This window comes from Olivibacter jilunii (assembly GCF_900607235.1).
Taxonomy (GTDB): Bacteria; Bacteroidota; Bacteroidia; order Sphingobacteriales; family Sphingobacteriaceae; genus Olivibacter; species Olivibacter oleidegradans.
Genome location: NZ_LR027848.1, coordinates 295,178 through 319,039, shown reverse-complemented (window position 1 = coordinate 319,039; position 23,862 = coordinate 295,178). Strand labels below are relative to the sequence as shown.

Below are 23,862 nucleotides of genomic sequence, written 5' to 3'. Positions count from 1 at the left end.
GGATTCTATTTCGTGCTTGGTTTGGTTATCATTTTCTGGAAGGATTTCCCACTGAGCTTGGATAGAACCTACCGTGTTTTGTTCGGTTTATTGCTTATCGTTTACTCTTTTTTAAGATTTGCAAGATTATGGCAAAGTCAACGAATTGGGAGGGGTAGCTAACGTAAAGTCGTATTGGAACAGGTCTTCTAGCATTTACCTAATCAATGCCTAACCATGAAAAATATCCGCTTTAATCTGTGTGTTGTATCAATGTCCATTGCAGCACTTTTCTTTGTTGCCTGTAGCAATGCGCCGACAAAGGACACGCAGGGAATTCTTACAGGAAGAGCGAATGTATTGGTTGACGAAACCGTAGCGCCTATTATCGAAGATCAGATCGCCATTTTTGAGAGTAGCTACACCAATGCAGAGCTTACCATGATTGCTAAATCTGAAAATGAGCTGATACGTGCATTGTTGCGAGATTCGGCTCAACTAGCTATTACTACACGCGAATTGACAGAAAAAGAATCGGAATTTTTTAAATCGAAGACAATATATCCCCGAACTGTACGTTTTGCTACGGATGCCATTGCTATTATAACGAATAAACGCAACCCGGACTCGACCATCTTGGCGGATGACATTATCCGGATCATGAAGGGGCAGGAGGTAACAAAGATAAAGGCGTTGGTATTCGATAATGCCAATTCGAGTACGGTTGCTTATTTCAGGAAATTGGCGGGCGTCGATAAATTACCTGATCAGGGCGTTTATGCACTGAAAGGTAGCCGTGAAATACTGAAGTATGTGAAGGAAAATCCACAAAGCGTAGGTGTTTTGGGGATTAATTGGATTATGCAACCAGAGAGGGAGCTGGTCCCTTATATGGAGCATATAAAAGTGCTCGGTGTTAAGAATCAGCAAGGAAAACCCGGTGATGACGGATATTATAAACCAACCCAATCAAATTTGGCTTTAAATTTGTATCCTTTCACCAGGCCTTTGTACTGTATCAATGTGCAAGGAAAAGAATCGATCGGCCTCGGCTTTTCATCCTTCCTGCATGGCGAGCGAGGTCAAAGACTTATTTTGAAATCCGGCCTATTGCCTGATAGTATCCCTCCACGGGAAATAATAATAAGAAATTAGTATATTAGACTTTAAATAAATTAAAAGAACAATGAAAATGATAAGAAGAGCAGCAAGTGTAGGTCTTGCGATTGCTTTCATAGCTTCGGGGGCTTCTTATGCACAAAGTCTGAAAGATGCACAAGTAGCAATCGACGCGGAGCAATACGCAAAGGCTAAATCGATTCTAAAGAATTTAGTGCAGAACAAGCCGAAAGATGCCGAAAACTATTTTTATTTGGGCGACGTCTATTTGGTAACCGATTATCCGGATTCGGCAAAAACTTTTTTCCAACAAGGACTTGAAGCTGATCCAAAAGATAACCTGAATAAAGTAGGCTTAGGAGCGGTAGCGCTTGTACAAGGTAATACAGCGGAAGCTGAAAAGCTATTTACCGAAGCTACGGAGAAAGCAAAAAAGAAGGACTACCTAGAGAATCTGTATGTAGGTCGTGCCTATATGAATCCTAACTTAGAAAAACCGGATTATAAAAAGGCCTTGCCTTACTTGGAAAAAGCAAAAGAAGCGAATCAGAAGGATGCCTTAATCCCATCTTCTTTGGGAGATGCTTACTTCGGCATGGGCGATGCAAGTAATGCGTATACCAACTACCGTGATGCATACGATTTGGATAATACCTTTACACGTGCCCGTGTACAAATGACCGTTATCTCTAAACAAGCACGTGCGTTTCCTGAAGCTGTTCAGGATTTAAATACCATTATTCAAGAACATCCGGATTATGCGCCTGCTTACAGAGAATTGGCAGAGACCTATAATGCTTACGCACAATTTGCGACAAAATCAGAAGACTATAACAGTCGTATCCAAGAGGCGTTGAAGGCTTATAAGCAATATATGGATTTAACGGATTACTCCTTGGATTCACGTATGCGCTATGCCGACTTCATGATCAAGGCAAGGGATTACAAGAACTTAGAAGAACAAGCTAATGAAATGGCTAAGTTGGATAAAGTAAACCCGCGTATCTTACGTTACTTAGGTTACGCTTCTTACGAAAATGGTAATTATCCTTCCAGCCAAAAAGCATTGACTGATTTCCTTTCCAAAGTAGAGCAAAACCGTATCATTCCTCAGGATTACTATTTCTTAGGCTTATCTGAAATTAGAATTGCAAGCGATACAACCAAAGCGACCGATACTACACTATTGGCCCAAGGTATCGCTAATTTAACCAAGGGCGTTCAAATGGACACCACTTGGAAATTGGCAGAGGATGTGAGTGCAGAAGCGAAAAAGACTTTTGATGCAAAACGTTTTGATTTAGCCGGTGCTTTGTTTAAAGCAGCAGCACAAGCACCAAAGTCAAAAACATACAATTACGATTTGTTTTACTGGGGATTTTCGCAGTATTTCAACTATGCTATGCATATGAATGACGATCCGAAGCCAAGTATGGGCATTTTAGATGATGCGGTAAACGCCTTTACGAAAGTAAATGAAGTAGCTAAAGATATGCCTGAAGCATACTTATATAAGGCAAAAGCCCTATCTCTAAAAGAAGACCCACAAAATCCTCAAGGGCTTGCTGTACCTGCTTATAAAGAGTATCTAGGCGTGATTCAAGCAAAGGATGCCGAAACACAGAAGAAGTCGGGACGGTATATTGCTGAAGCTTATAATGTAATTGCTGCAGATTTAGTAAACAAAGAGCAATACCAAGAGGCTCGTGAGAATTTGGAAAAAGCTTTAGAAGCTGAACCTGGAAATGCTTACGCTACGCAAACATTAGAGCAATTAAAGCCTGCTGCTAATAACGGTACATCAGCTCAACAAAAATAATCTTATTAAATTATTGTTTAAAAGCGCCCACTCATCCGAGCGGGCGCTTTTTTTATGGCAAAATCTTGGGTGATAAGTTGATAATGTAAGAAGTAAAATTTATGTTTGCATTATTAACAGACACTAACTAAACATAAACTATGGAAGCCGCTACAAACAGTACTCCCATTGATTACTTGCCGATTTTGCTTCAAATGTTTGTTGCCGTAGGCTTTGGCGTTACTACCATTATTGGTACGCATCTCATCGGACCAAAACTTCGCACCGAAAACAAACTAAGTTCCTTTGAATCGGGCATAAAAGTAATCGGAAATGCCCGTCAACCCGTTTCGATTAAATACTTCATGGTGGCTATACTCTTCGTAATTTTTGATGTCGAAGTTATTTTCATGTACCCCTGGGCCGTCAATTTTAGATCGCTGGGGATGGAAGGACTCATCGAGATGTTTATATTTATGGGGCTCCTATTGCTGGGTTTCATCTATGTGATAAAGAAGAGAGCCTTGGAATGGGACTAAAAGTTGCGCATATATTAGAACGATTCTAAATACCTGCAATTTTCACCCTTAACCTATTAAATTATTAAATTTGAGCATACCTGCTTTTAAAAGCAGTGGCATTTTGTGATGGATAATGCCATGACCAGTTGGCATTTTAATACCTAGGAATTATGAGTGATATAAAATTAGCCCCCCCTCCTCCGGGAGTCACCGGGTCAGGTTTTTTCGCCACTACGCTCGATAAAGCTGTTGGGCTTGCCCGCGCAAACTCTTTATGGCCTTTACCGTTTGCCACCTCTTGCTGTGGAATAGAATTTATGGCTACCATGGGTGCTACCTATGACCTTGCCCGTTTTGGTGCAGAACGGCCGAGCTTTTCTCCGCGCCAATCCGATATGTTGTTAGTAATGGGAACCATAGCAAAGAAAATGGGGCCGGTACTGAAACAGGTCTATATTCAAATGGCTGAACCTCGCTGGGTAATTGCCGTTGGCGCCTGCGCTTCCAGTGGTGGAATATTTGATACCTATTCCGTTTTACAAGGTATTGATGAAGTGATTCCTGTGGATGTGTATGTCCCTGGATGCCCGCCAAGGCCGGAAGCCATTTTGGACGGCGTTATGCGCCTACAGGATATTGTCAGGAACGAATCGGTTCGCCGAAGAGAGACGGAAGAATATAAAGCGCTTTTGGAAAGTTACGGAATACATAAAAATGACTAAACTAAATAACGAAACGCTTATAGGATACTTAAAGCAGGCATTTGAAAGTGACGTGAACGGGGTGGAAGAACCTTTCGGTTTACTAAGCATAACAACCTCAAAAGAGAAAATTTTAGAGGTACTTGCCTTCTTGAAAACCAATAAAGATTTACAGTTTATTTACCTGACAGATATTACCGCGGTTCACTACCCGGAGCAAGCGCTTAGTATCGCTGTTGTATATCATGTACATAGCTTAGTGCACAATGTCAGGATTCGAATTAAGGTATTTTTGGATGGTACTAAGCCGGAAATACCCTCTGCTACATCTTTATGGAACGGCGCGAACTGGATGGAGCGTGAAACATACGATTTCTTCGGCGTGATATTTCAAGGACATCCCGATTTACGGAGAATCTTGAATGTAGATGAAATGGAGGTCTTTCCCATGCGGAAGGAATATCCGTTGGAAGACCCAAATAGAGTAGATAAAAAAGACTTTTTCTTTGGTAGATAATTCATTATGAGCGAGCTGCGACCGAAAATAACCACTAACCACCTCGTGTTTGAGGATAATGATCCACAGGACGACTTGGTTACCTTGAACCTTGGACCTACACACCCGGCAACACACGGCGTCTTTCAAAACGTGTTGCAAGTGGATGGAGAGCGTATTGTAAGTGGTGTCTCTACCATCGGTTATATTCATCGGGCTTTCGAAAAAATAGCCGAACATCGACCCTACTATCAAATTACTCCGCTTACCGATCGTCTTAATTATTGCTCTTCTCCCATTAACAATATGGGATGGCATATGACGGTAGAGAAGTTGTTGGGCATAGAGATTCCAAAGCGCGTACAGTATATGCGGGTTATCATCATGGAACTTGCCCGTATAGCCGACCACATTATTTGCAATGGGATATTAGGAGTGGATACCGGCGCGTTCTCCGGCTTTCTGTATGTGATGCAGGAGCGCGAATTTATCTACGAAATATTTGAGGAGATTTGTGGTGCCCGATTGACAACTAATATTGGACGAATTGGAGGTTTCGAGCGCGATTTTAATGAAATAGCCTTTTCCAAAATCAGGCAATTTGTAAAAAGATATCCACCGGTTTTAACGGAATTCGAGGAACTGTTTAACCGAAATAGAATATTTATTGACCGTACGTCAGGTGTAGCGGCTGTGGATCCTGAAACAGCCTTAAGTTATAGCTGGAGTGGCCCCCTCTTGAGGGCAACAGGCATTGATTATGACGTGCGTGCCAACGAGCCATACTCATCCTACGACGAGTTCGATTTTGACATCCCCGTAGGTGAAAATGGGGATGTATACGACCGCTATATGGTACGGAATGAGGAAATGCGACAAAGTATACGGATCATTGAACAGGCATTGGATAAGATTGAAAAGGAACCCAAAGGTATCTTTCATGCCGATGTACCTGAATTCTATCTACCTCCGAAAGAGCAGGTCTATAATAATATGGAAGCGCTCATCTATCACTTCAAAATTGTGATGGGAGAAATTGATACACCAAAAACTGAGGTATATCATGCGGTTGAAGGAGCAAATGGCGAACTGGGTTTTTACCTGATTAGCGATGGAGGGCGATCCCCTTACCGACTGCACTTTAGGCGGCCGTCTTTCATTAATTATCAGATGTACGCGCCTATGAGCAGTGGTATGTTGCTTTCGGACGCTATTATTAATATGAGTAGTTTAAACGTTATAGCAGGAGAATTAGATGCTTAGTGTAAAAAACAACAGCCCTGTGGAAATAAAGGACGACCTCCTTGCAAAGTTTGACGAGATCGTAAAAAGATACCCGGAAGGTAGGCAAAAGTCGGCTTTGCTACCTATACTACATTTAGTGCAAGCCGAGTTCGGGTGGTTAAGTGTAGACGCAATGGATAAAGTTGCAGCCTATTTGCGGATAGAACCTATAGAGGTATACGAAGTGGCAACTTTTTATACTATGTTTTTCTTACAACCTCAAGGTAAATATGTGTTGGAGGTTTGTCGTACAGGACCTTGCTGTTTGGTGGGTGCCGAACGGATTATGAAACATATCGAAAACCGATTAGGAGTAAAGGAAAATGAAGTAACACCTGACGGCTTATTTAGTTGGAGAGGTATCGAGTGTGTTGCAGCATGCGGTATGGGACCTGTTCTACAAATTGGACCAACTTATACTTATTACGAAAACCTAACGGAAGAAAGTGTTGATCAGTTAATTGAAGAATTAAAGCACAAGTAAGTAAAATGAGGTAAAGGTGTTTGAGGATAGAACAAAAGCGTTGAATGACTGAGCTGTTTTGTATGAAACTAAGCGCTAATCACCGATTATACCAACAACGAATAACTAACAACGAATGACCATACGAATAGCTAAAGACTAAATGCAATGGCGCGGAAATTACTATTAGAGCATATTCAGGTACCTGGAATAAATACATTTGAGGTTTATCGCCAAAAGGGTGGGTATCGGGCGGTTGAAAAGGCTTTGAAAACCCTCAGTCCGGAAGAAGTGGTGGAAGAAGTGAAAAAGTCGGGACTGAGAGGGCGCGGTGGAGCGGGCTTTCCCACAGGAATGAAATGGAGTTTCTTGGCCAAACCGGAAGGAGTGCCCCGTTATTTGGTATGCAATGCCGACGAATCCGAGCCCGGCACGTTTAAAGATAGGTACTTAATGACTCATATTCCCCATGCGCTAATTGAAGGAATGATCGTTGCTAGCTATGCATTGGGAGCAAACACTTCTTACATCTATGTGAGAGGGGAGATGATGCCCCAAATCCGTATTCTCGAAAGAGCTATTGAAGAGGCTAAAGCCGCAGGATTCTTAGGTAGCAACATTTTAGGTACCGGATATAATTTAGAACTGTATGTGCAACCGGGTGGCGGAGCTTATATATGTGGTGAGGAAACAGCGCTCTTGGAATCACTTGAGGGAAAACGAGGAAACCCTCGTATAAAACCTCCATTCCCTGCAGTGGCTGGTTTGTATAACTGTCCTACGGTTGTCAATAATGTCGAGTCAATCGCCGCCACAGTCCCGATATTAAATATGGGTGGAGAGGAATACGCCAAAATAGGTATCGAGCGAAGCACCGGAACTAAATTGATATCAGCCTCCGGCAATATTAATAAACCGGGGGTGTATGAAATCGAACTCGGTCTACCGGTAGAAGAATTTATCTATTCTGATGAATACTGTGGAGGCATCACCAACGGAAAGCGTTTAAAAGCAGTTGTAGCAGGCGGTTCTTCTGTCCCGATTCTTCCCGCTAATTTAATATTAAAAACAGCAAAGGGAGAGAATCGGCTCATGACTTACGAATCGTTGGCTGATGGTGGTTTCGCAACCGGAACAATGCTCGGATCGGGAGGTTTTATCGTCTTCGATGAAGATCAATGCATTGTGCGTAATACCTGGAATTTTGCCCGCTTTTATCATCACGAGAGCTGCGGTCAGTGCTCACCTTGTAGAGAGGGAACAGGTTGGATGGAGAAAGTATTGCACCGGCTCGAATATGGCCATGGCAAAATGAGTGATATTGACCTATTGGTAGATGTCTCGAAAAAAATAGAAGGGAATACAATTTGCCCGCTTGGTGATGCAGCTGCTTGGCCCGTTGCAAGTGCTATTCGTCATTTTAGAGACGAATTTGAGTGGCACGTCATTCATGGAGAAGAGGCACAACATAGAAATTTCGGCTTGGCACATTATGCAGATCCCCTGACGGTGGAAGGGTGAAGGTAAAAAGTGAGGGGCTAATGGCTGGTTAACAACTAATAACTAACAGCTAATAACTAAATATATGGCTGATAACGAAAAAATAAAAGTAAGCATTGATGGTATTACCGTTGAAGTAGCACCTGGAACAACCATATTAAATGCCGCACGGCAGATTGGGGGAGAAATTGTACCACCCGCTATGTGTTATTATTCCAAATTACAAGGAAGCGGCGGGAAATGTAGAACCTGTCTGGTAAAAGTAAGTAAAGGCTCAGAGAAGGATCCGAGACCAATGCCTAAATTGGTAGCTTCTTGTCGCACTACGGTGATGGACGGTATGGAGGTTCAAAACATTACTTCCAATGAAGTTTTGGAAGCACGGAAAGGGGTCGTTGAAATGTTGTTGATTAATCATCCATTGGATTGCCCTATCTGCGATCAGGCCGGCGAATGCCACTTGCAGGATCTAGGTTTTGAACACGGTGCTGCAGCTACCCGTTATGAATTTGAGCGAAGAACTTTTGAACGAATAGATATTGGAGATAAGATCCAATTACATATGACGCGATGTATTTTATGTTATCGTTGCGTTTTTGTTGCAGATCAAATAACGGACAAAAGAGTACATGGCATTTTGGGAAGGGGAGATGCCGCTGAAATATCAACGTATATCGAAAAGGCGATCGATAACAATTTTTCAGGCAATGTGATTGATGTCTGCCCCGTAGGGGCTTTGACCGATAAAACTTTCCGGTTTAAAAACAGGGTCTGGTTTACCAAACCGGTAGATGCACATCGGGATTGCCCGGACTGTTCCGGTAAAGTTACCCTGTGGTATAAAGGGGAAGAAGTGCTACGCGTTACAGCCCGAAAGGATGAATACGGCGAAGTTGAGGATTTTATTTGCAATACATGCCGTTTCGATAAAAAACATACTACCGATTGGGTTATAGAAGGTCCTCGAAAGGTAGTCCATACATCCGTTATCTCGGCGAATCATTATGAGACCCTGAAACCCTTACCGGTAGTTAAGGAGAATCCGAAGCTTCAAGAAGCTAACAAACATCAGTTCGAACGGTCAGTCCGGCTTTAATAAAGCTATATAAACAATAATAACACGGTTAATAAACAGATAAATTAAACGTTGATGGAAGCTGCATTTATAATAGAGAAATTGATACTGATCGTAGTCGTGTTTGTATTAACACTCGTTATTGCCATGTATTCAACCTTGGCCGAAAGAAAAGTGGCCGGCTTTATGCAAGACCGCAAGGGGCCGGATCGTGCGGGTCCCTTTGGTATTTTGCAACCTTTAGCGGATGGAGGGAAATTCTTTTTTAAGGAAGAGATAATTCCGGCCGGTGCACACAAAGGACTCTTTATAGCGGGACCAACTATCGCTATTATAACGGCTTGTATCAGTAGCGCTGTGATACCATGGGGCCAGTCCCTGCAAATCGGAGAGCGAGTAATAGATTTACAAGTAGCCGATGTAAACGTTGGGATTCTTTACATCTTCGGTGTGATTGCGTTGGGAGTTTATGGTATTATGCTTGGTGGATGGGCTTCCAATAATAAATTTTCTTTAATGGGAGCGATTAGAGCGGCTTCACAAAGCATCAGTTATGAAGTGGCGATGGGGCTTTCCATTATCGCGCTCTTAATGGTCACGCAAACATTATCCTTAAAGGAGATCGTAGCACAGCAAAGCGGTTTTGTGAACTGGAATATATGGGTTCAACCCCTAGGCTTTATCATTTTTGTTACCTGTGCTTTCGCCGAATGTAACCGTGTACCATTTGACCTCCCGGAATGTGAAACGGAATTAGTTGGCGGGTATCACACCGAATATTCATCGATGAAACTGGGACTTTATATGTTCTCGGAATATATCAATATGTTTGTTTCATCGGCCGTGATGTCCGCCCTTTACTTTGGCGGATATAACTTTCCTTTTATGCACGATTTAGGGCTCTCGCAGAACTGGATCACCATCATTGGCGTACTGGTATTCTTTCTGAAAATATTTGCCTTCATCTTCTTTTTTATGTGGATTCGGTGGACTTTACCTCGTTTCCGTTATGATCAGTTGATGAATCTAGGATGGAAAATTCTCATTCCTTTAGCAATCGCAAACATTGTATTAACAGGTGTAATAACCTTAATAAAGGATACCTATTGGTAAGGAATGCCAGGTATTTAACGAAGCCCTTGCTTAATAATAAAAAAAATGGAACCCTTAAGTAATAGAAAAAAAGTTTTAGAGCAGAAACCGATGAATTTCTGGGAGCGGATGTATCTTCCGGCTATTCTAAAAGGGATGCGTGTTACCATAAGGCATTTCTTTAGAAAAAAAGCCACCGTCTCTTATCCCGAAGTAGAACGCCCTTACTCGAAAAATTATCGTGGAATGCATTCGCTGAAGCGGGATGAAGAAGGAAGAGAAAGGTGTACGGCCTGCGGTCTATGTGCACTTTCTTGTCCGGCTGAAGCAATTACCATGATATCCGCTGAACGAAAAAAAGGAGAGGAACACTTGTATCGTGAGGAGAAATATGCTGCGGTATACGAAATTAATATGCTCCGATGCATTTTTTGTGGCTTGTGCGAGGAGGCTTGTCCAAAAGAGGCGATTTATCTGGATGGTCCGCACGTACCGGCGGATTACTTGCGGAAGGATTTTATTTATGGAAAAGACAAGCTTGTCGAAGAACGATTTGATATCCATTCCCTGAGGTAGATGCTTAACTAAAACGAATACGATAAAACATATAAACTTTAGATTGTGAGCTTATTTTATTTTGTAGCCTTTCTTTCAATATTCTTCTCATTGATGGTGATCATTACCAAAAATCCGGTACATAGCGTACTGTATTTGGTAATCACTTTTTTCACTTTCACTGTGCATTATATTTTGTTGAACGCCCAGTTTTTGGCCGTGGTAAACTTTATAGTCTATATGGGAGCTATCATGGTTCTCTTTCTGTTTGTATTGATGCTTTTAAACCTGAACAAGGATACGGAGCCTATGAAATCGGTTTTAGTGAAGGTAATGGGAGCTGTTGCAGGTATGTGCTTGCTCGTGACCGTTGCGGGTTCTATACGAGCGATTGAAGTTTCCGACCCTTTAATCCTTAAAAGCCCGGATATTGGTCTTGTCGGCAATCTCGGTAAAGTGTTATTTAATGAATTTTTATTACCCTTTGAAATTTCGTCATTGCTATTGCTTACAGCGATGGTAGGCGCAGTGTTACTGGCAAAGAAAGAACAAAAAAGTATATAATGGAGACAATCGTTAAAGATTTACAAGGAATACCGCTGAATCATTACATATTATTGAGTAGTATAGTGTTTTCGATTGGCGTAATCGGTGTACTTACTCGCAGAAATGTGATTATCATTATGATGTCCATAGAACTGATGCTCAATGCGGTAAACCTTTTACTGGCAGCTTTTTCGGCATACCACGGCGATGCCTCGGGGCAGGTCTTTGTGTTTTTTGTCATGGCCCTTGCAGCGGCGGAAGTTGCGGTTGGACTGGCCATCATTGTGATGGTATATCGAAATACCCGATCGATTGATATCAATTCGCTCAATAAGTTGAAGTGGTAAGATTTGAAGCTTACAGCCGGGCTGTAATCAATCAAAAATTTAAATCTATTTTGAACAAAATAAGCTACTCGCAAGACGTATAGCTAACATAAACATCGTATGACTGGATTAATTTGGATCGTTCTTTTACCTTTAATAGGGTTCGTATTAAACGGATTAGGCAGAAATAGCCTGTCGAAGCCAATTATCTCGCTTATTGGCTGCGGAACTATTTTGGCCTCCTTTTTATTAAGTTGTAATGTTTTTGGTGCGGTTTATGCCGCTCGGCAGGGAGGCGAAGACGCCGCCTTCTCCCAAACGATCTTCCACTGGATAAGCGCAGGCAACTTACATATATCATTGTCCTTTTTGGTGGACCCCCTAAGTGCTATTATGTTACTCATCATTACGGGTATCGGCTTCTTGATTCATTTGTATTCAACAGGATATATGAAGCATGATGCAGGTTTTGGTAAATTTTTTGCCTATCTGAATCTTTTCATCTTTTTTATGCTGCTGTTGGTTTTGGGATCCAATTACGTCGTTATGTTTATTGGATGGGAGGGCGTAGGTTTATGTTCGTATTTATTAATCGGATTTTGGTACCAGCGCGTTGACTATGCAAGTGCGGCCAAGAAAGCCTTCGTTATGAATCGAATCGGAGATCTGGGTTTTTTGCTTGCCATATTCCTCTTGTTTTATACCTTCGGTTCGCTTGAATTTAACGATATCTTACCAAAAGCAGCCGGATTCCCGGTAGGCGATTCCTCCTTGTTTTTAATTTCACTCCTACTCTTCATAGCGGCAACAGGTAAGTCTGCTCAAATACCTTTATTTACCTGGTTGCCGGATGCGATGGCTGGCCCAACACCGGTTTCTGCGCTAATACATGCCGCAACCATGGTAACAGCAGGAATTTACCTGATTGCAAGGTCGAACATTCTCTTTACTTTATCACCGGCAACCATGGAAATCATAGCAATTGTTGGTTTGCTAACAGCTTTATTGGCGGCATTTATCGCAGTTACTCAAAACGACATAAAAAAGGTACTAGCTTATTCAACCGTTTCACAATTAGGCTATATGTTTTTGGGACTCGGTGTAGGAGCTTTCACCGGAGCGTTTTTTCACGTTATTACCCATGCTTTCTTTAAAGCTTTGTTGTTCTTGGGAGCGGGATCGGTAATCCATGCCATGAGCAATGAGCAGGATATGCGATCAATGGGCGGTTTAAAGAAAAAACTGCCGATAACTTTTGTAACCATGTTGATTGGTACAATTGCTATAGCGGGTATCCCGCCGCTAGCGGGCTTTTTCTCCAAAGACGAAATATTGGCACATGCTTTCGCTCATAATAAAATTTTATGGGTTGGAGGATTTGTAGGAGCCTTGTTCACCGCCTTCTATATGTTTAGAATGCTATTTCTTACCTTCTATGGTAAATTCCGAGGTACCTATGATCAGGAAAGACATCTCCACGAGTCTCCGGTAGTCATGACCTTACCACTCATTATTTTAGCCGTACTCTCTTTCGGTGGAGGCTTTTTAAACATACCGGAAGCCTTGGGCGGACATACAGGACTTTCTAATTTTTTGCAGCCCGTTTTTGCAGCCTCTACGTCAAAAAATACAAGCGGTCATCTGTCACATACAACAGAATATATCTTAATGGGGCTGTCTGCCCTTGCGGCGCTCGTAATGGCTGGCTATGCTTACGCTAAGTACATAAAGAAAGCCGCTCTGCCTGTGGCCGATCACGAGGATCGCAGTGTATTGGAACGACTTTCATATCACAAGTTTTATATTGACGAGTTTTATGATCGTGTTGTTACCAGACCATTGAATGGATTGTCTAGTCTTTTTTATGCAGTTGACAGAAAGCTCATCGACGGTTTCGTAAATTACATCGGAAATGGCGCATCGCAAGCAGGAACCTTATTGAGGTTACTACAGCAAGGTAATGTGGGCTATTATATTTTTTATATGGTGATCGGCATTATCGCCGTATTGGCTTACGGTTTATTTATAATTTAATCTGATAAGGTAAAGAAAATTCATGGATAACTTAGTTTTACTTCTTCTTGTACCCATAATAGGAGCAGTTCTGTTAGCTTTCATAAAAAACACTAACTTAGCTAAGCCAATAGCACTCATCTGTTCACTTATAGCGCTCGGGATAACCGGTACTTTACTTGGCGCTTTCGTACTGGATGCCAGTATGCAATTTGAACAGAATATTCCCTGGATCCCGGCACTGGGTATCCACTTTCATGTAGGGATCGATGGCATCAGCATGCCTTTGGTATTACTTACCAACGGGCTCATACCCTTAATTATTCTCAGTACGTTTAAACAACAACAAAGGGGGGCGTTCTACGCGCTTGTTTTGTTTATGCAAACAGGCCTTTTGTTGGTTTTTACCGCTTTAGATGCCTTTCTTTTTTACGTTGGTTGGGAAATTGCGTTGATTCCGATTTACTTCATATGTGGTTTATGGGGAGGGGAGAATAGAGCGCGTGTTACGCTGAAATTTTTCATTTATACCTTTGCTGGGAGTCTGTTAATGCTCATTGCTATTATCTATCTCTATACCCAGGTCCCCACAGCAAATTATGAATTAAGCTCCTTTTATGAGCTAAAGCTGGATGAAAAGACACAACGCTATATTTTCTGGGCATTTTTCATCGCTTTTGCCATCAAAATGCCTTTGTTTCCTTTTCATACATGGCAACCGGACACTTATGTAGAAGCACCCACGGCAGGAACGATGTTATTGTCAGGCATTATGTTAAAAATGGGCGTTTACGGATTAATTAGATGGTTGTTACCGATAGCGCCACTCGGTTTCAGTCAGTACGGAACCCTCGTGCTCAGTTTGGCAGTGATCGGCATTGTGTATGCATCTATCATTGCCTTTAAGCAAAGAGACGTAAAACGTTTAATTGCCTATTCTTCCATCGCACACGTCGGACTGATTGCGGCAGGCGTTTTTGTTTGGAACGTTCAGAGCTTGCAAGGCGCCATGATACAGATGATCAATCACGGGATTAGCGTTGTTGGATTATTCTTTGTAATAGAGATTATTGCTCGCCAATTGAAAACGCGGGAGATACAGGACATGGGGGGGCTTGCAAAAAACGCTCCAACACTCGCGCTTGTTTTCCTTGTTATTGTTTTGGGGGCTATCGGTCTACCTTTAACCAATGGATTTATCGGTGAGTTTTTATTGCTTATAGGGCTTTATCAAGCGGGTCTCTGGTGGGCGATATTTGCCGGACTTACTATTATTTTGGGAGCGGTTTATATGCTGCGTATGTACCAGGGTGTAATGCTCGGTGAGACGAATGAAAGAATGACCCACTTTAAAGACATTAACGGAACGGACCTGCTTTTATTAGGGGTTCTCGTTGTTTTGATAATCGCTATCGGATTGTATCCAAGGCCATTGCTTCACCTCTCCGAAGCCGCCGTGACAAATTTGATAGAACAGGTGAAGACGGTGCACTAAAGAATAGGGAGTAGATTAAAGAACTATATCTGAAAAGAAATTAATAGAATACAAATGAGCGCAATTATTACATTGTCATTATTAGCAATACTCGTTTTATATCTGGGAATATTTAAAGCGCCTAAGACCTTGTTACCGGTTTCCTTATTCGGGATGTTGGCGGCTTTATTTTTTGAATGGAAACTGTGGTCTGTAGATGCTACACCGCTTTACAGTGGAATGGTCCTATTCGACAAATTTGCATTGGCATTTTCTATGCTCCTTATTGGTATTACGATGTTGATATTTGTGCTGTCCAAAGGTTATTTTGATAGTATTAGCTCGAATATAGCAGAGTATTATGCACTTCTGATTTTTTCTCTTACAGGCGCTTTACTGGTTGTTGCTTTTCACAATCTTTCCATGTTGTTTATTGGAATAGAAATTATGTCTGTAGCGCTCTATATTTTAGCCGGTATAAGAAAAAAGGATCTGGCATCAAACGAAGCTTCACTCAAATACTTTTTGATGGGTGCGTTTTCGACCGGCTTCCTGTTATTTGGTATTGCCTTGGTTTACGGGGCCAGCGCTTCCTTCGACCTAGCTAAAATAAGGGATTATGTAACAAGTAATGGTTCTACTATTTCCCCTTTGTTTTATGCCGGTATATTATTTTTGATCGTTGGTTTGGGCTTTAAGGTGGGGGCTGCGCCTTTTCATTTCTGGACACCGGATGTCTATGATGGATCACCGATTCTAATTACTACTTTTATGAGCACCGTGGTGAAAGCGGCCGCATTCGGTGGCTTTTTACGCCTGTTCTCCGTCTGCTTTGAGCCGTTGCAAAGTTTTTGGGCTCCCATTCTACTCATCATTATCGTTCTAACCCTTTTCATAGGGAATATCAGTGCCCTCGTGCAACAAAGCTTTAAACGTATGCTTGCTTATTCGAGTATTTCGCATGCCGGTTATATGTTGTTCGCTATATTAAACATGAATAATCAGGCCAACGGTGCCATGTTGGTATATGCGACGGCTTATTCAATTGCCTCCGTTACCGCTTTCGCCGTATTGATATTGGTTAAACGGAGCGAGGGTGGTGAATATTTCGAATCGTTTAACGGTTTGGGAAAAACAAATCCTTTTCTTGCATTAATACTTACAATAGCCATGCTATCTTTAGCAGGCATCCCATTAACGGCTGGGTTCATTGGCAAATTTCTGATGTTTTCCGAGGCGCTGTCTAATTTACATGTTGCGCTTGTCATCTTGGCAGCCATCAATGCAGCGATTGGTATTTTCTATTATTTCCATGTTATTATTAATATGTATTTCAAGGAGGGGAATGCCGTTCTTATAACAACAGACAACAACTATAAAGTAGTATTATTTATAGCTGCGCTATTAACCTTGCTTATTGGCATTTACCCAGAGTGCTTAAGCAGTTTAATATAATGTCTATTAGGTACGGAGCTAGTAAATTTTTCGTATGTTTGAATTTATAATGGTAGCTTTGTAGCTATATATGCAAGAATTCTGCTTATCTATTTTTCAATACTTTGATGCTGAGACCCTAATCCGGTCGGGAGGCTTCTACCTAATAGTATTCGTAGTTTTTGCTGAAACAGGGCTTTTTTTTGGCTTTTTTCTACCAGGAGATTACCTGCTTTTTCTGGCAGGCCTATTTGTTGCTTCAGGTTTATTAGATGTTTCGATTTTTACCTTGTGTTCAGGAATGATATTTGCTGGCATATTAGGGAATTTTGTAGGCTATTGGTTTGGATGGCGTACCGGACCTATGCTTTTTAAGCGTAAGGATTCGTGGCTTTTTAAACGGAAATATATCGTAATGGCTGAGGAATTCTATAACAAATATGGAGGAGCTGCTTTAATTTTGGGCAGATTTATGCCAATAATACGTACCTTTGCTCCCATATTTGCGGGTATCGTGCGTTTGGATTTTAAAAAATTCGTTCTATATAATATAATAGGAAGTTTTTTGTGGGTGTTAACATTAACCTTAGCAGGGTTTTATTTAGGTAGGCAGTTTCCGCAGATTATAGATTATATTGAATATATTGTAATTGGCTTTGTTGCCTTGACAGCATCGCCTATTATTGTCGCAATCATAAAACAGAGTTTTAAAAAGCATCCTGTCAACCAGGATAAAAAAGAAGAAAAAGAGTATTAGTTAAGTTTAGAATTATATGAATAACGCACATCCGTGGCACAATGTATCTCCGGGCGATGATGTCCCTTCTTCCGTAAACGCAATCATAGAAATACCTAAAGGTTCCAAAGCCAAATATGAAATTGATAAAGAAAGCGGTCTGCTAAAGTTGGATCGTGTTTTATTTTCATCGGTAATGTACCCGGCAAACTATGGTTTTATACCCCAAACGTATTGTGATGATAAAGACCCGCTTGATATTCTGGTTATCTGCTCCGTGGATGTAGTTCCTATGTCTATTATCGAAGCTAAAGTCATTGGAGTCATGCACATGGTTGACGGAGGTGAACAGGACGACAAGATTATTGCTGTAGCAAAAAATGATATGTCGGTTAACTATATTAATGACCTTTCCGAGCTTCCTCCACATACGATGAAGGAAATCGTTCGATTCTTTCAGGATTATAAGGCGTTGGAAGGAAAGAATGTTACCATTGAAAAATGGATGGGTAAGTCGTTCGCGTATACTTGCATCCAGGAGAGCTTAGAGCTCTATCAGAAGACGTTCATTAACAAATAGTACATGGGCTTCCAAATTTTTGTCACATTATTTCTGGTAGTGCTCAATGGGTTTTTTGTTGCTGCTGAATTTGCTATTGTAAAGGTTAGACTTTCGCAAATTGAAGTAAAAGCAAAATCCGGTAATAGCGTGGCAAAAGTTGCTAAGCATATAACTCAGCATTTAGATGGTTATTTAGCGGCAACCCAACTTGGAATTACATTGGCATCGCTTGGCCTCGGTTGGGTGGGCGAATCCGTTATGACCGAAATCGTGAACAAGGTGTTTGGTTTGTTTAACGTTGAGTTGACAGGGCAAATTGCTACTAATCTTGGACATGTTTTAGCATTCTCTATTATAACAGTTTTGCACATTGTCTTCGGTGAATTGGCTCCGAAGTCGATAGCAATTCAACGTCCTGTGGGGACAACTATGGCCTTGTCCTTGCCTTTAAGGTTTTTCTATATCATATTTCGCCCGTTCATCTGGATCTTAAATGGATTCGCCAATTTCATTTTACGCCTTTTAGGCTTTGGTGCTCATATGCATGAAGCGCATCACTCTACTGAAGAGCTACAATACCTCTTGGATCAAGGGAAGGAAAGCGGTGCTTTGAATATGATTGAACATGAGCTGATTAAGAACGTCTTCGATTTTAATGAACGGGTTGTAAAGAACATCATGGTACCGAGAACCAAGATCGTCGGTATTGAATTAAGTAGCCCAAAGGAGGAACTTCTGCAAACCATTATCAGTGAAGGTTACTCAAGAATTCCTGTGTACGATGAAACAATCGATAAGATTGTCGGCATTGTGCATGCCAAAGATATTTTACCTTTAATGGTAAATAATAAAGAATTCGTGCTCAAAACCATTATCAGAAAACCTTATTTTATAGCGGAGAATAAGAAGATAAATGATTTGATGAGCGAATTTCAGTTGAAACGCATTCAAATAGCGATTGTGCTCGATGAATTTGGTGGTACGGCGGGTATGGTTACATTGGAAGATATTGTGGAAGAATTGGTTGGTGAAATTCAGGATGAATATGATGAAGAAAAACCGATTGTTGAAAAGGCTTCGGATACCGAGTATATCGTTGAAGCTGCTGCCAGCGTACATGACGTGAATGAATATTTACCGTATGAGTTGCCTGAAAGCTCAGATTACGATACGCTTTCCGGCCTAGTAATAACCGTTTTCGATAAAATCCCGGATGTTGGAGAGCGAAAAGAATTCCACGGTTATATCTTCACTATTTTAAAGAAGACACAGCAGAACATCGAATATGTAAAGCTGGAGTCGCTACCTCGCGACAGCGAGAACATGGAAGAAGAGGATTGATATTAATTAATAGTGCACCTTTTTTATACACCGGATATTGAGGCTAATGCCATTGAATATGTGCTTAATGAGGATGAAAGTAAACATTGCGCACGTGTATTAAGGCTTGGCATAGGTGATCCCATTGTATTAATTGATGGACGCGGCAGCTTGTTTCGAGTCGAAATTGCCGATGCGCACCCCAAACGCACTAAAGTCCGCATTTTAACTATTGAGCGGAATTATGGGAAGCGAAACCACTATTTACATATTGCAGTGGCGCCCACTAAAAACCTGGACCGCTTGGAATGGTTTTTAGAAAAGGCAACGGAAATCGGTATCGATGAGATTACACCGATCATTTGTGAGCATTCTGAACGTAAAGAGCTTAAAATCGAACGCTTGACGAAGGTGGTGACCGCTGCTGTGAAACAGTCGTTAAGCGCCTATCACCCTAAAATTAACGAACCAATCGATTTTCGTCGTTTTGCTGAAGAACTGCCGGCAAAGCAGCATTTTATAGCACATTGTCTGGAAGCAACTAAAGTGACACTAACCGCTGAAATAAAGCCTCATGGCAGTTATTGTGTTCTTATTGGGCCTGAGGGTGATTTCAGTCCTTCGGAAGTTGAATTCGCTATAAGCAAAGGCTGCCAGGCAATAAGCTTGGGGAACACACGTCTTAGAACGGAAACCGCTGCTTTATATGCCTGTATGGAAATTAATCTCCTGAATAGAAATTGATGCAGTATAGCGGTTGCTTTGCATCATTACTTTAATATCCGCTTGATCTTGTTCGATTTTTTAATCAGCTTATAGAACGATTGGTAATCTTCGGTTTCCAATAGATGTTGCATGTTCTGCAATTGATGAATATGCTCTTCCAAAACATCCATAACGTTTTTTCGATTTTGCCTGAATATGGGTACCCACATATCCGCTGAACTTTTGGCTAAACGTACGGTGGATTCAAACCCCGAACTAGCTAGTTCGAAAATCCTTCCTTGCGACTTCTCTTTCTCTAAGACGGTAAGCGCTAAAGCAAAAGAAGTGATATGCGAAATGTGCGAAACATAAGCGGTGTGTACGTCATGTTCTTTGGCGTTCATGAAAACTGTCTTCATTTCCAACTGGTCTACCACCGCTTCTGCGGTATCAAAAGCGTCTTCATCACTATTGGTAGCATCGCAATAAATCATGGTCTTTCCACTGAATAAGTTGGGAACAGCAGCCTCCGGACCGGAGTATTCTGTCCCTGCCATGGGATGGCAAGCGACAAGTCGCCCACGCTTTTCATGGTTTTCAACCAGCGATAAAAGCTTCTCTTTGGTAGATCCCATATCCATTACCACTTGTTTGGGAGATAGTTGGTCGAGTAGACTTGGCAGTATCTTACAAATCGCATCAACGGGCACCGCTAAAATGAATATATCTGCTTCGGCTATGGCCTCTTCTAATGATTTTCCCTCGTCGATCAGACCCAAACTTAGCGCCTTTTTTATATTTTGCTCATCTTTGTCAATACCAATAACCTTCGAAGCAAATTTTTTCTCTTTGAGCGTAATGGCAATTGATCCACCAATTAACCCTACACCAATAATGGCAATTTTCATTGTATCTGTAAATCGTTTATATTTTTGCTTTGATTCTGTCAATAGCTTCTTGTAGTACTGTTTCCGTGGTGCATAAGCTAACTCTTACATAATGTTGACCCGCACTTCCAAAGATCCCACCGGGAGTTATAAATACCGCCGCTTGTTTCAATACATCATCGCTTAACGCGTAGCCATCTTGATAAGATGCCGGTACGCTTGCCCAAACAAACAAACCTACCTGCGTGTCATCAAAATCGCAGTTCAACGTTCGGAGTAATTCATAGACCTTTTCTCTCCGACCCTGATAAATTTTATTAAGTGACGTATACCAATCCTCATCCAATTCTAAAGCCGCGGCCGCGGCCATTTGCAATGGCAAGAACATACCGGAATCCATGTTGCTTTTAAAACGCATAATCTCATTAATGCGATCTTGATGGCCTACAAGCATTCCGATTCGCCATCCGGCCATATTACTTGATTTACTTAATGAATTTAATTCCAGAGCAACATCCTTAGCCCCGTCTATTGACAGGAGACTACTTGGTTCCTCCGTCAAAATAAAACTGTAGGGATTATCATGACAAAGGAGAATTCGATGTGCTTTGGCGAAAGCGATCAAATCCTTAAAAAAGGTCTTGTCGGCCTTCGCCCCTGTTGGCATATGTGGATAATTAACCCACATCAGCTTCACTTTACTTAAATCTTGTTTGGCCAGTGCCTCTAAATCCGGAAGCCAGGCATTGGCTTCTTGCAAATCATAGTATACACCCTTCGCACCCGTTAATCGAACTGCAGAGCTATAGGTCGGATAACCTGGATTGGGTATCAGGGCTTCATCTCCCTCTTGAAGGTAAGTCATGCAAATATGCATGATTCCCTCTTTCGACCCAATAAGGGGCAATACTTCAATGTCCGGATTTAATTCTACTTGATAATATTTCTTATACCAAGAGGCAATGGCCGATCGTAAGGCAGGCGCTCCCTTATAACTCTGATAGGCATGGGTATTGGGTAGGGCAGCATATTTGTTTAATGTTTCGATAACCGTTGGATGGGGCGGTAAATCGGGACTGCCGATTCCCAGATTAATAACGCTCGCTCCTGCTTTATTAAGCTCGTCGATTTCCCGTAATTTTTTGGAGAAATAATATTCTTCTGTATGCTGTAATCTTTTAGCTACCTCTATGAACATCGCATCTATTTTAAGCGGCCTAATTTACTAAAATAGTTGCGTTATTGACATCAGAACTCGCTGAACTTTTTTTGTTTCCGGAGGTAACGTAAATATCTGCATGTTTTATATGTATGTTGATCAACTTTTTACGTTCTATTATCGGAGTATTTAAGCTTTTTCTTACCTTTGGACTTTTGGTTTAAAAACATTGAATGAAAACCTATCTAAGATTACTGTCTTTTGCAAAACCCATTGAGAAATACGCTATACCCTATATTATCTGTACGCTTATTACTGTCTTCTTCGGAACACTGAATTTAGCCCTTCTTATCCCCTTACTGAATACGCTATTTATTGAAGGGGAAAGGGTGGAGGTTGTGAGCAAACCGGATAACTGGTATAACTTAATTGATCATTTTAATTATTACGCGCAGGAATTGAGTCATCAATTCGGGCCTTACGGAACTTTGCAACGTGTATTAATCGTCATTGTTGCTTCGGTGTTTGTCAGTAATCTGTTTCGCTACTTCGCGCAACGGATTATGGAGAACCTTCGAATCCATACGTTGCTGAATCTCCGAAAAACGGTTTTTGATAACGTAATGGATCTGCACGTCGGATACTTTAATAATCAACGAAAAGGAGATATCATTTCTAAAATTGCTTCTGACGTACAAGTTGTGCAATTTTCAGTGACAGCTACGCTGCAAGTTGTTTTTAAGGAGCCATTGCAATTGCTGTTTTACATCATTTGGCTATTTGCGATTAGTTATAAGCTAACTTTCTTTGCCATTTTGGTTATTCCCGTGTCTGCGTTCATCATCTCTTTAATTGTTAGGCGATTGAAGGAGCAAGCAACGGAGGCGCAGCAGGTATATGGTAGAATGATCAGTTATCTGGATGAGGCTTTATCGGGTGTGAAAATTATTAAGGCTTTTAACGCTACATCCTATGTAAAGGGAAGGTTCCATGATGAAAATGTGTATTATTCCAAATTGGGTAGGAGAATGGCCAGACGGCAACAGCTAGGATCGCCGGTATCGGAGCTGCTGGGGATTTTAATGGTAGCGGCGCTAGTACTTTATGGGGGTAATCTGGTGCTTACGGGGAGTGAGGAATTGGATGCAGCTTCTTTCATCGCCTATATTGCTATGTTCTCCCAAGTGATGCGACCAGCGAAAGCGATTACCGACTCTTTTAGTAATATTCACTCGGGGATTGCAGCAGGCGAACGTGTGTTGGAGTTAATCGATGAGCGACCTGCCATACAAGATGCATCCAATGCAATCGCTATTACTGATTTTAAAGAGGGTATCGCGTTCAAAAATGTAAGCTTTTCGTACCAGGATAAAAAGGTGCTAAACAATATAAATTTTGATATTCCAAAAGGAAAAACAGTTGCCCTGGTTGGCCCTTCCGGTGGCGGAAAATCCACGCTTATGGATTTAGTTCCCCGGTTCCAGGATGTTCAGTCGGGCGAGATTACTTTCGATGGTATAAACATTAAGGATGTTCAAAGCAATTCGTTGCGATCCTTAATGGGGACAGTGAACCAAGAATCGATTTTATTCAATGATACCGTATTTAACAACATCGCATTTGGCGTGCTGGATGCAACGCTGGACCAAGTGATGGCGGCAGCGAAAATTGCGAATGCACATGATTTTATAGAGGCTACTGAAAATGGATATTATACCAATATCGGTGATCGAGGGGTTAAATTATCGGGTGGGCAGAGACAACGAATTTGTATAGCTCGGGCCGTTTTACGCAATCCACCTATCTTGCTTTTGGATGAAGCTACGTCCGCATTGGATACGGAGTCGGAAAAATTGGTCCAAGATGCTTTAAATAAATTAATGCATAGCCGAACCACCTTGGTGATCGCGCATCGACTCAGCACGATTCAGTCCGCGGACGTTATTATTGTTCTGGAATCCGGTACGATTGTAGAACAGGGTAACCATAACGAGCTGATTGCTCGAAATGGTTTGTACAAACGTTTGGTTGATATGCAGCAGTTTGAAGAAGTATAGATAGCCTTGATCTTTTTTCTTATGCAGATAGGATGTTTCCGAAGAAGTCGGCTAAATAAA

The 23,862-nt window shown here is 41.5% G+C and carries 23 protein-coding genes; 21 read left to right on the top strand and 2 right to left on the bottom strand.

Translation table 11 applies throughout. The features are described 5' to 3' along the window. Positions 1–216: 216 nt before the first annotated feature. The 20 genes from E0E36_RS01325 (at position 217) to E0E36_RS01230 (ending at position 19,738) form a co-directional block, all read left to right on the top strand. Positions 217–1,134, top strand: a complete 918-nt coding sequence (locus E0E36_RS01325; RefSeq protein WP_130854480.1) for a PstS family phosphate ABC transporter substrate-binding protein — start codon at positions 217–219, stop codon at positions 1,132–1,134. Between the two features lie 31 nt (positions 1,135–1,165). Continuing rightward, complete coding sequence (locus E0E36_RS01320) at positions 1,166–2,917, top strand: tetratricopeptide repeat protein (RefSeq protein WP_013664875.1); 1,752 nt, start codon at positions 1,166–1,168, stop codon at positions 2,915–2,917. 140 nt (positions 2,918–3,057) lie between these two features. Beyond that, positions 3,058–3,435 carry an NADH-quinone oxidoreductase subunit A gene (locus E0E36_RS01315; protein ID WP_013664876.1) on the top strand — a complete coding sequence of 126 codons (378 nt, stop codon included), beginning with the start codon at positions 3,058–3,060 and terminating at the stop codon, positions 3,433–3,435. Positions 3,436–3,587: 152 nt separating this feature from the next. Continuing rightward, positions 3,588–4,139 carry an NADH-quinone oxidoreductase subunit B gene (locus E0E36_RS01310; RefSeq protein WP_013664877.1) on the top strand — a complete coding sequence of 184 codons (552 nt, stop codon included), beginning with the start codon at positions 3,588–3,590 and terminating at the stop codon, positions 4,137–4,139. After that, on the top strand, positions 4,132–4,635 hold the full coding sequence (locus E0E36_RS01305; RefSeq protein ID WP_013664878.1) for an NADH-quinone oxidoreductase subunit C: 504 nt from the start codon (positions 4,132–4,134) through the stop codon (positions 4,633–4,635). Before E0E36_RS01310 ends, E0E36_RS01305 begins: the two co-directional genes overlap by 8 nt. Positions 4,636–4,641: 6 nt before the next feature. Next, entirely contained in the window at positions 4,642–5,877 is a 1,236-nt protein-coding gene (locus tag E0E36_RS01300) for an NADH-quinone oxidoreductase subunit D (protein ID WP_013664879.1), read from the top strand. Beyond that, entirely contained in the window at positions 5,870–6,382 is a 513-nt protein-coding gene (locus tag E0E36_RS01295) for an NADH-quinone oxidoreductase subunit NuoE family protein (RefSeq protein ID WP_013664880.1), read from the top strand. Before E0E36_RS01300 ends, E0E36_RS01295 begins: the two co-directional genes overlap by 8 nt. 147 nt (positions 6,383–6,529) lie before the next feature. Further along, on the top strand, positions 6,530–7,882 hold the full coding sequence (nuoF, locus tag E0E36_RS01290; protein ID WP_130854479.1) for an NADH-quinone oxidoreductase subunit NuoF: 1,353 nt from the start codon (positions 6,530–6,532) through the stop codon (positions 7,880–7,882). Between the two features lie 64 nt (positions 7,883–7,946). After that, positions 7,947–8,957 (top strand): NADH-quinone oxidoreductase subunit G, encoded by a 1,011-nt coding sequence (locus E0E36_RS01285; RefSeq protein ID WP_130854478.1) that lies wholly within the window; start codon positions 7,947–7,949, stop codon positions 8,955–8,957. Between the two features lie 54 nt (positions 8,958–9,011). Continuing rightward, a complete protein-coding gene (gene nuoH / locus E0E36_RS01280) occupies positions 9,012–10,049 on the top strand; it encodes an NADH-quinone oxidoreductase subunit NuoH (protein ID WP_130854477.1) in 1,038 nt (345 codons plus the stop codon). Positions 10,050–10,094: 45 nt separating this feature from the next. Continuing rightward, positions 10,095–10,604 carry a NuoI/complex I 23 kDa subunit family protein gene (locus E0E36_RS01275; protein WP_013664884.1) on the top strand — a complete coding sequence of 170 codons (510 nt, stop codon included), beginning with the start codon at positions 10,095–10,097 and terminating at the stop codon, positions 10,602–10,604. A 45-nt stretch (positions 10,605–10,649) separates the two neighbouring features. Beyond that, a complete protein-coding gene (locus tag E0E36_RS01270; protein ID WP_013664885.1) occupies positions 10,650–11,147 on the top strand; it encodes an NADH-quinone oxidoreductase subunit J family protein in 498 nt (165 codons plus the stop codon). Further along, positions 11,147–11,476, top strand: coding sequence for an NADH-quinone oxidoreductase subunit NuoK (nuoK, locus tag E0E36_RS01265; protein WP_013664886.1), 330 nt, complete (start codon positions 11,147–11,149; stop codon positions 11,474–11,476). The genes E0E36_RS01270 and nuoK overlap by 1 nt, the downstream gene beginning before the upstream one ends. 99 nt (positions 11,477–11,575) lie before the next feature. After that, on the top strand, positions 11,576–13,489 hold the full coding sequence (gene nuoL / locus E0E36_RS01260; RefSeq protein WP_130854476.1) for an NADH-quinone oxidoreductase subunit L: 1,914 nt from the start codon (positions 11,576–11,578) through the stop codon (positions 13,487–13,489). Positions 13,490–13,511: 22 nt separating this feature from the next. Further along, positions 13,512–14,963, top strand: a complete 1,452-nt coding sequence (locus E0E36_RS01255; RefSeq protein ID WP_130854475.1) for a complex I subunit 4 family protein — start codon at positions 13,512–13,514, stop codon at positions 14,961–14,963. Between the two features lie 54 nt (positions 14,964–15,017). Continuing rightward, positions 15,018–16,397 carry an NADH-quinone oxidoreductase subunit N gene (locus E0E36_RS01250; protein ID WP_130854474.1) on the top strand — a complete coding sequence of 460 codons (1,380 nt, stop codon included), beginning with the start codon at positions 15,018–15,020 and terminating at the stop codon, positions 16,395–16,397. 70 nt (positions 16,398–16,467) lie between these two features. Next, complete coding sequence (locus tag E0E36_RS01245) at positions 16,468–17,133, top strand: DedA family protein (protein WP_013664890.1); 666 nt, start codon at positions 16,468–16,470, stop codon at positions 17,131–17,133. Positions 17,134–17,149: 16 nt separating this feature from the next. Further along, positions 17,150–17,692, top strand: coding sequence for an inorganic diphosphatase (locus tag E0E36_RS01240; RefSeq protein ID WP_013664891.1), 543 nt, complete (start codon positions 17,150–17,152; stop codon positions 17,690–17,692). 3 nt (positions 17,693–17,695) lie between these two features. Continuing rightward, positions 17,696–19,015, top strand: coding sequence for a hemolysin family protein (locus tag E0E36_RS01235; RefSeq protein ID WP_013664892.1), 1,320 nt, complete (start codon positions 17,696–17,698; stop codon positions 19,013–19,015). A gap of 12 nt (positions 19,016–19,027) precedes the next feature. Further along, positions 19,028–19,738, top strand: coding sequence for a 16S rRNA (uracil(1498)-N(3))-methyltransferase (locus E0E36_RS01230; protein WP_013664893.1), 711 nt, complete (start codon positions 19,028–19,030; stop codon positions 19,736–19,738). A 26-nt stretch (positions 19,739–19,764) separates the two neighbouring features. Here E0E36_RS01230 and E0E36_RS01225 read toward each other — a convergent pair whose 3' ends face one another. Next, positions 19,765–20,607 carry a prephenate dehydrogenase gene (locus E0E36_RS01225; protein ID WP_130854473.1) on the bottom strand — a complete coding sequence of 281 codons (843 nt, stop codon included), beginning with the start codon at positions 20,605–20,607 and terminating at the stop codon, positions 19,765–19,767. A gap of 16 nt (positions 20,608–20,623) precedes the next feature. Further along, on the bottom strand, positions 20,624–21,784 hold the full coding sequence (locus E0E36_RS01220) for a pyridoxal phosphate-dependent aminotransferase (RefSeq protein WP_130854472.1): 1,161 nt from the start codon (positions 21,782–21,784) through the stop codon (positions 20,624–20,626). Between the two features lie 194 nt (positions 21,785–21,978). On the opposite strand from E0E36_RS01220, the gene E0E36_RS01215 reads away from it, so the two are divergent. Further along, positions 21,979–23,802 (top strand): ABC transporter ATP-binding protein, encoded by a 1,824-nt coding sequence (locus E0E36_RS01215; RefSeq protein WP_130854471.1) that lies wholly within the window; start codon positions 21,979–21,981, stop codon positions 23,800–23,802. Positions 23,803–23,862: the final 60 nt, after the last annotated feature.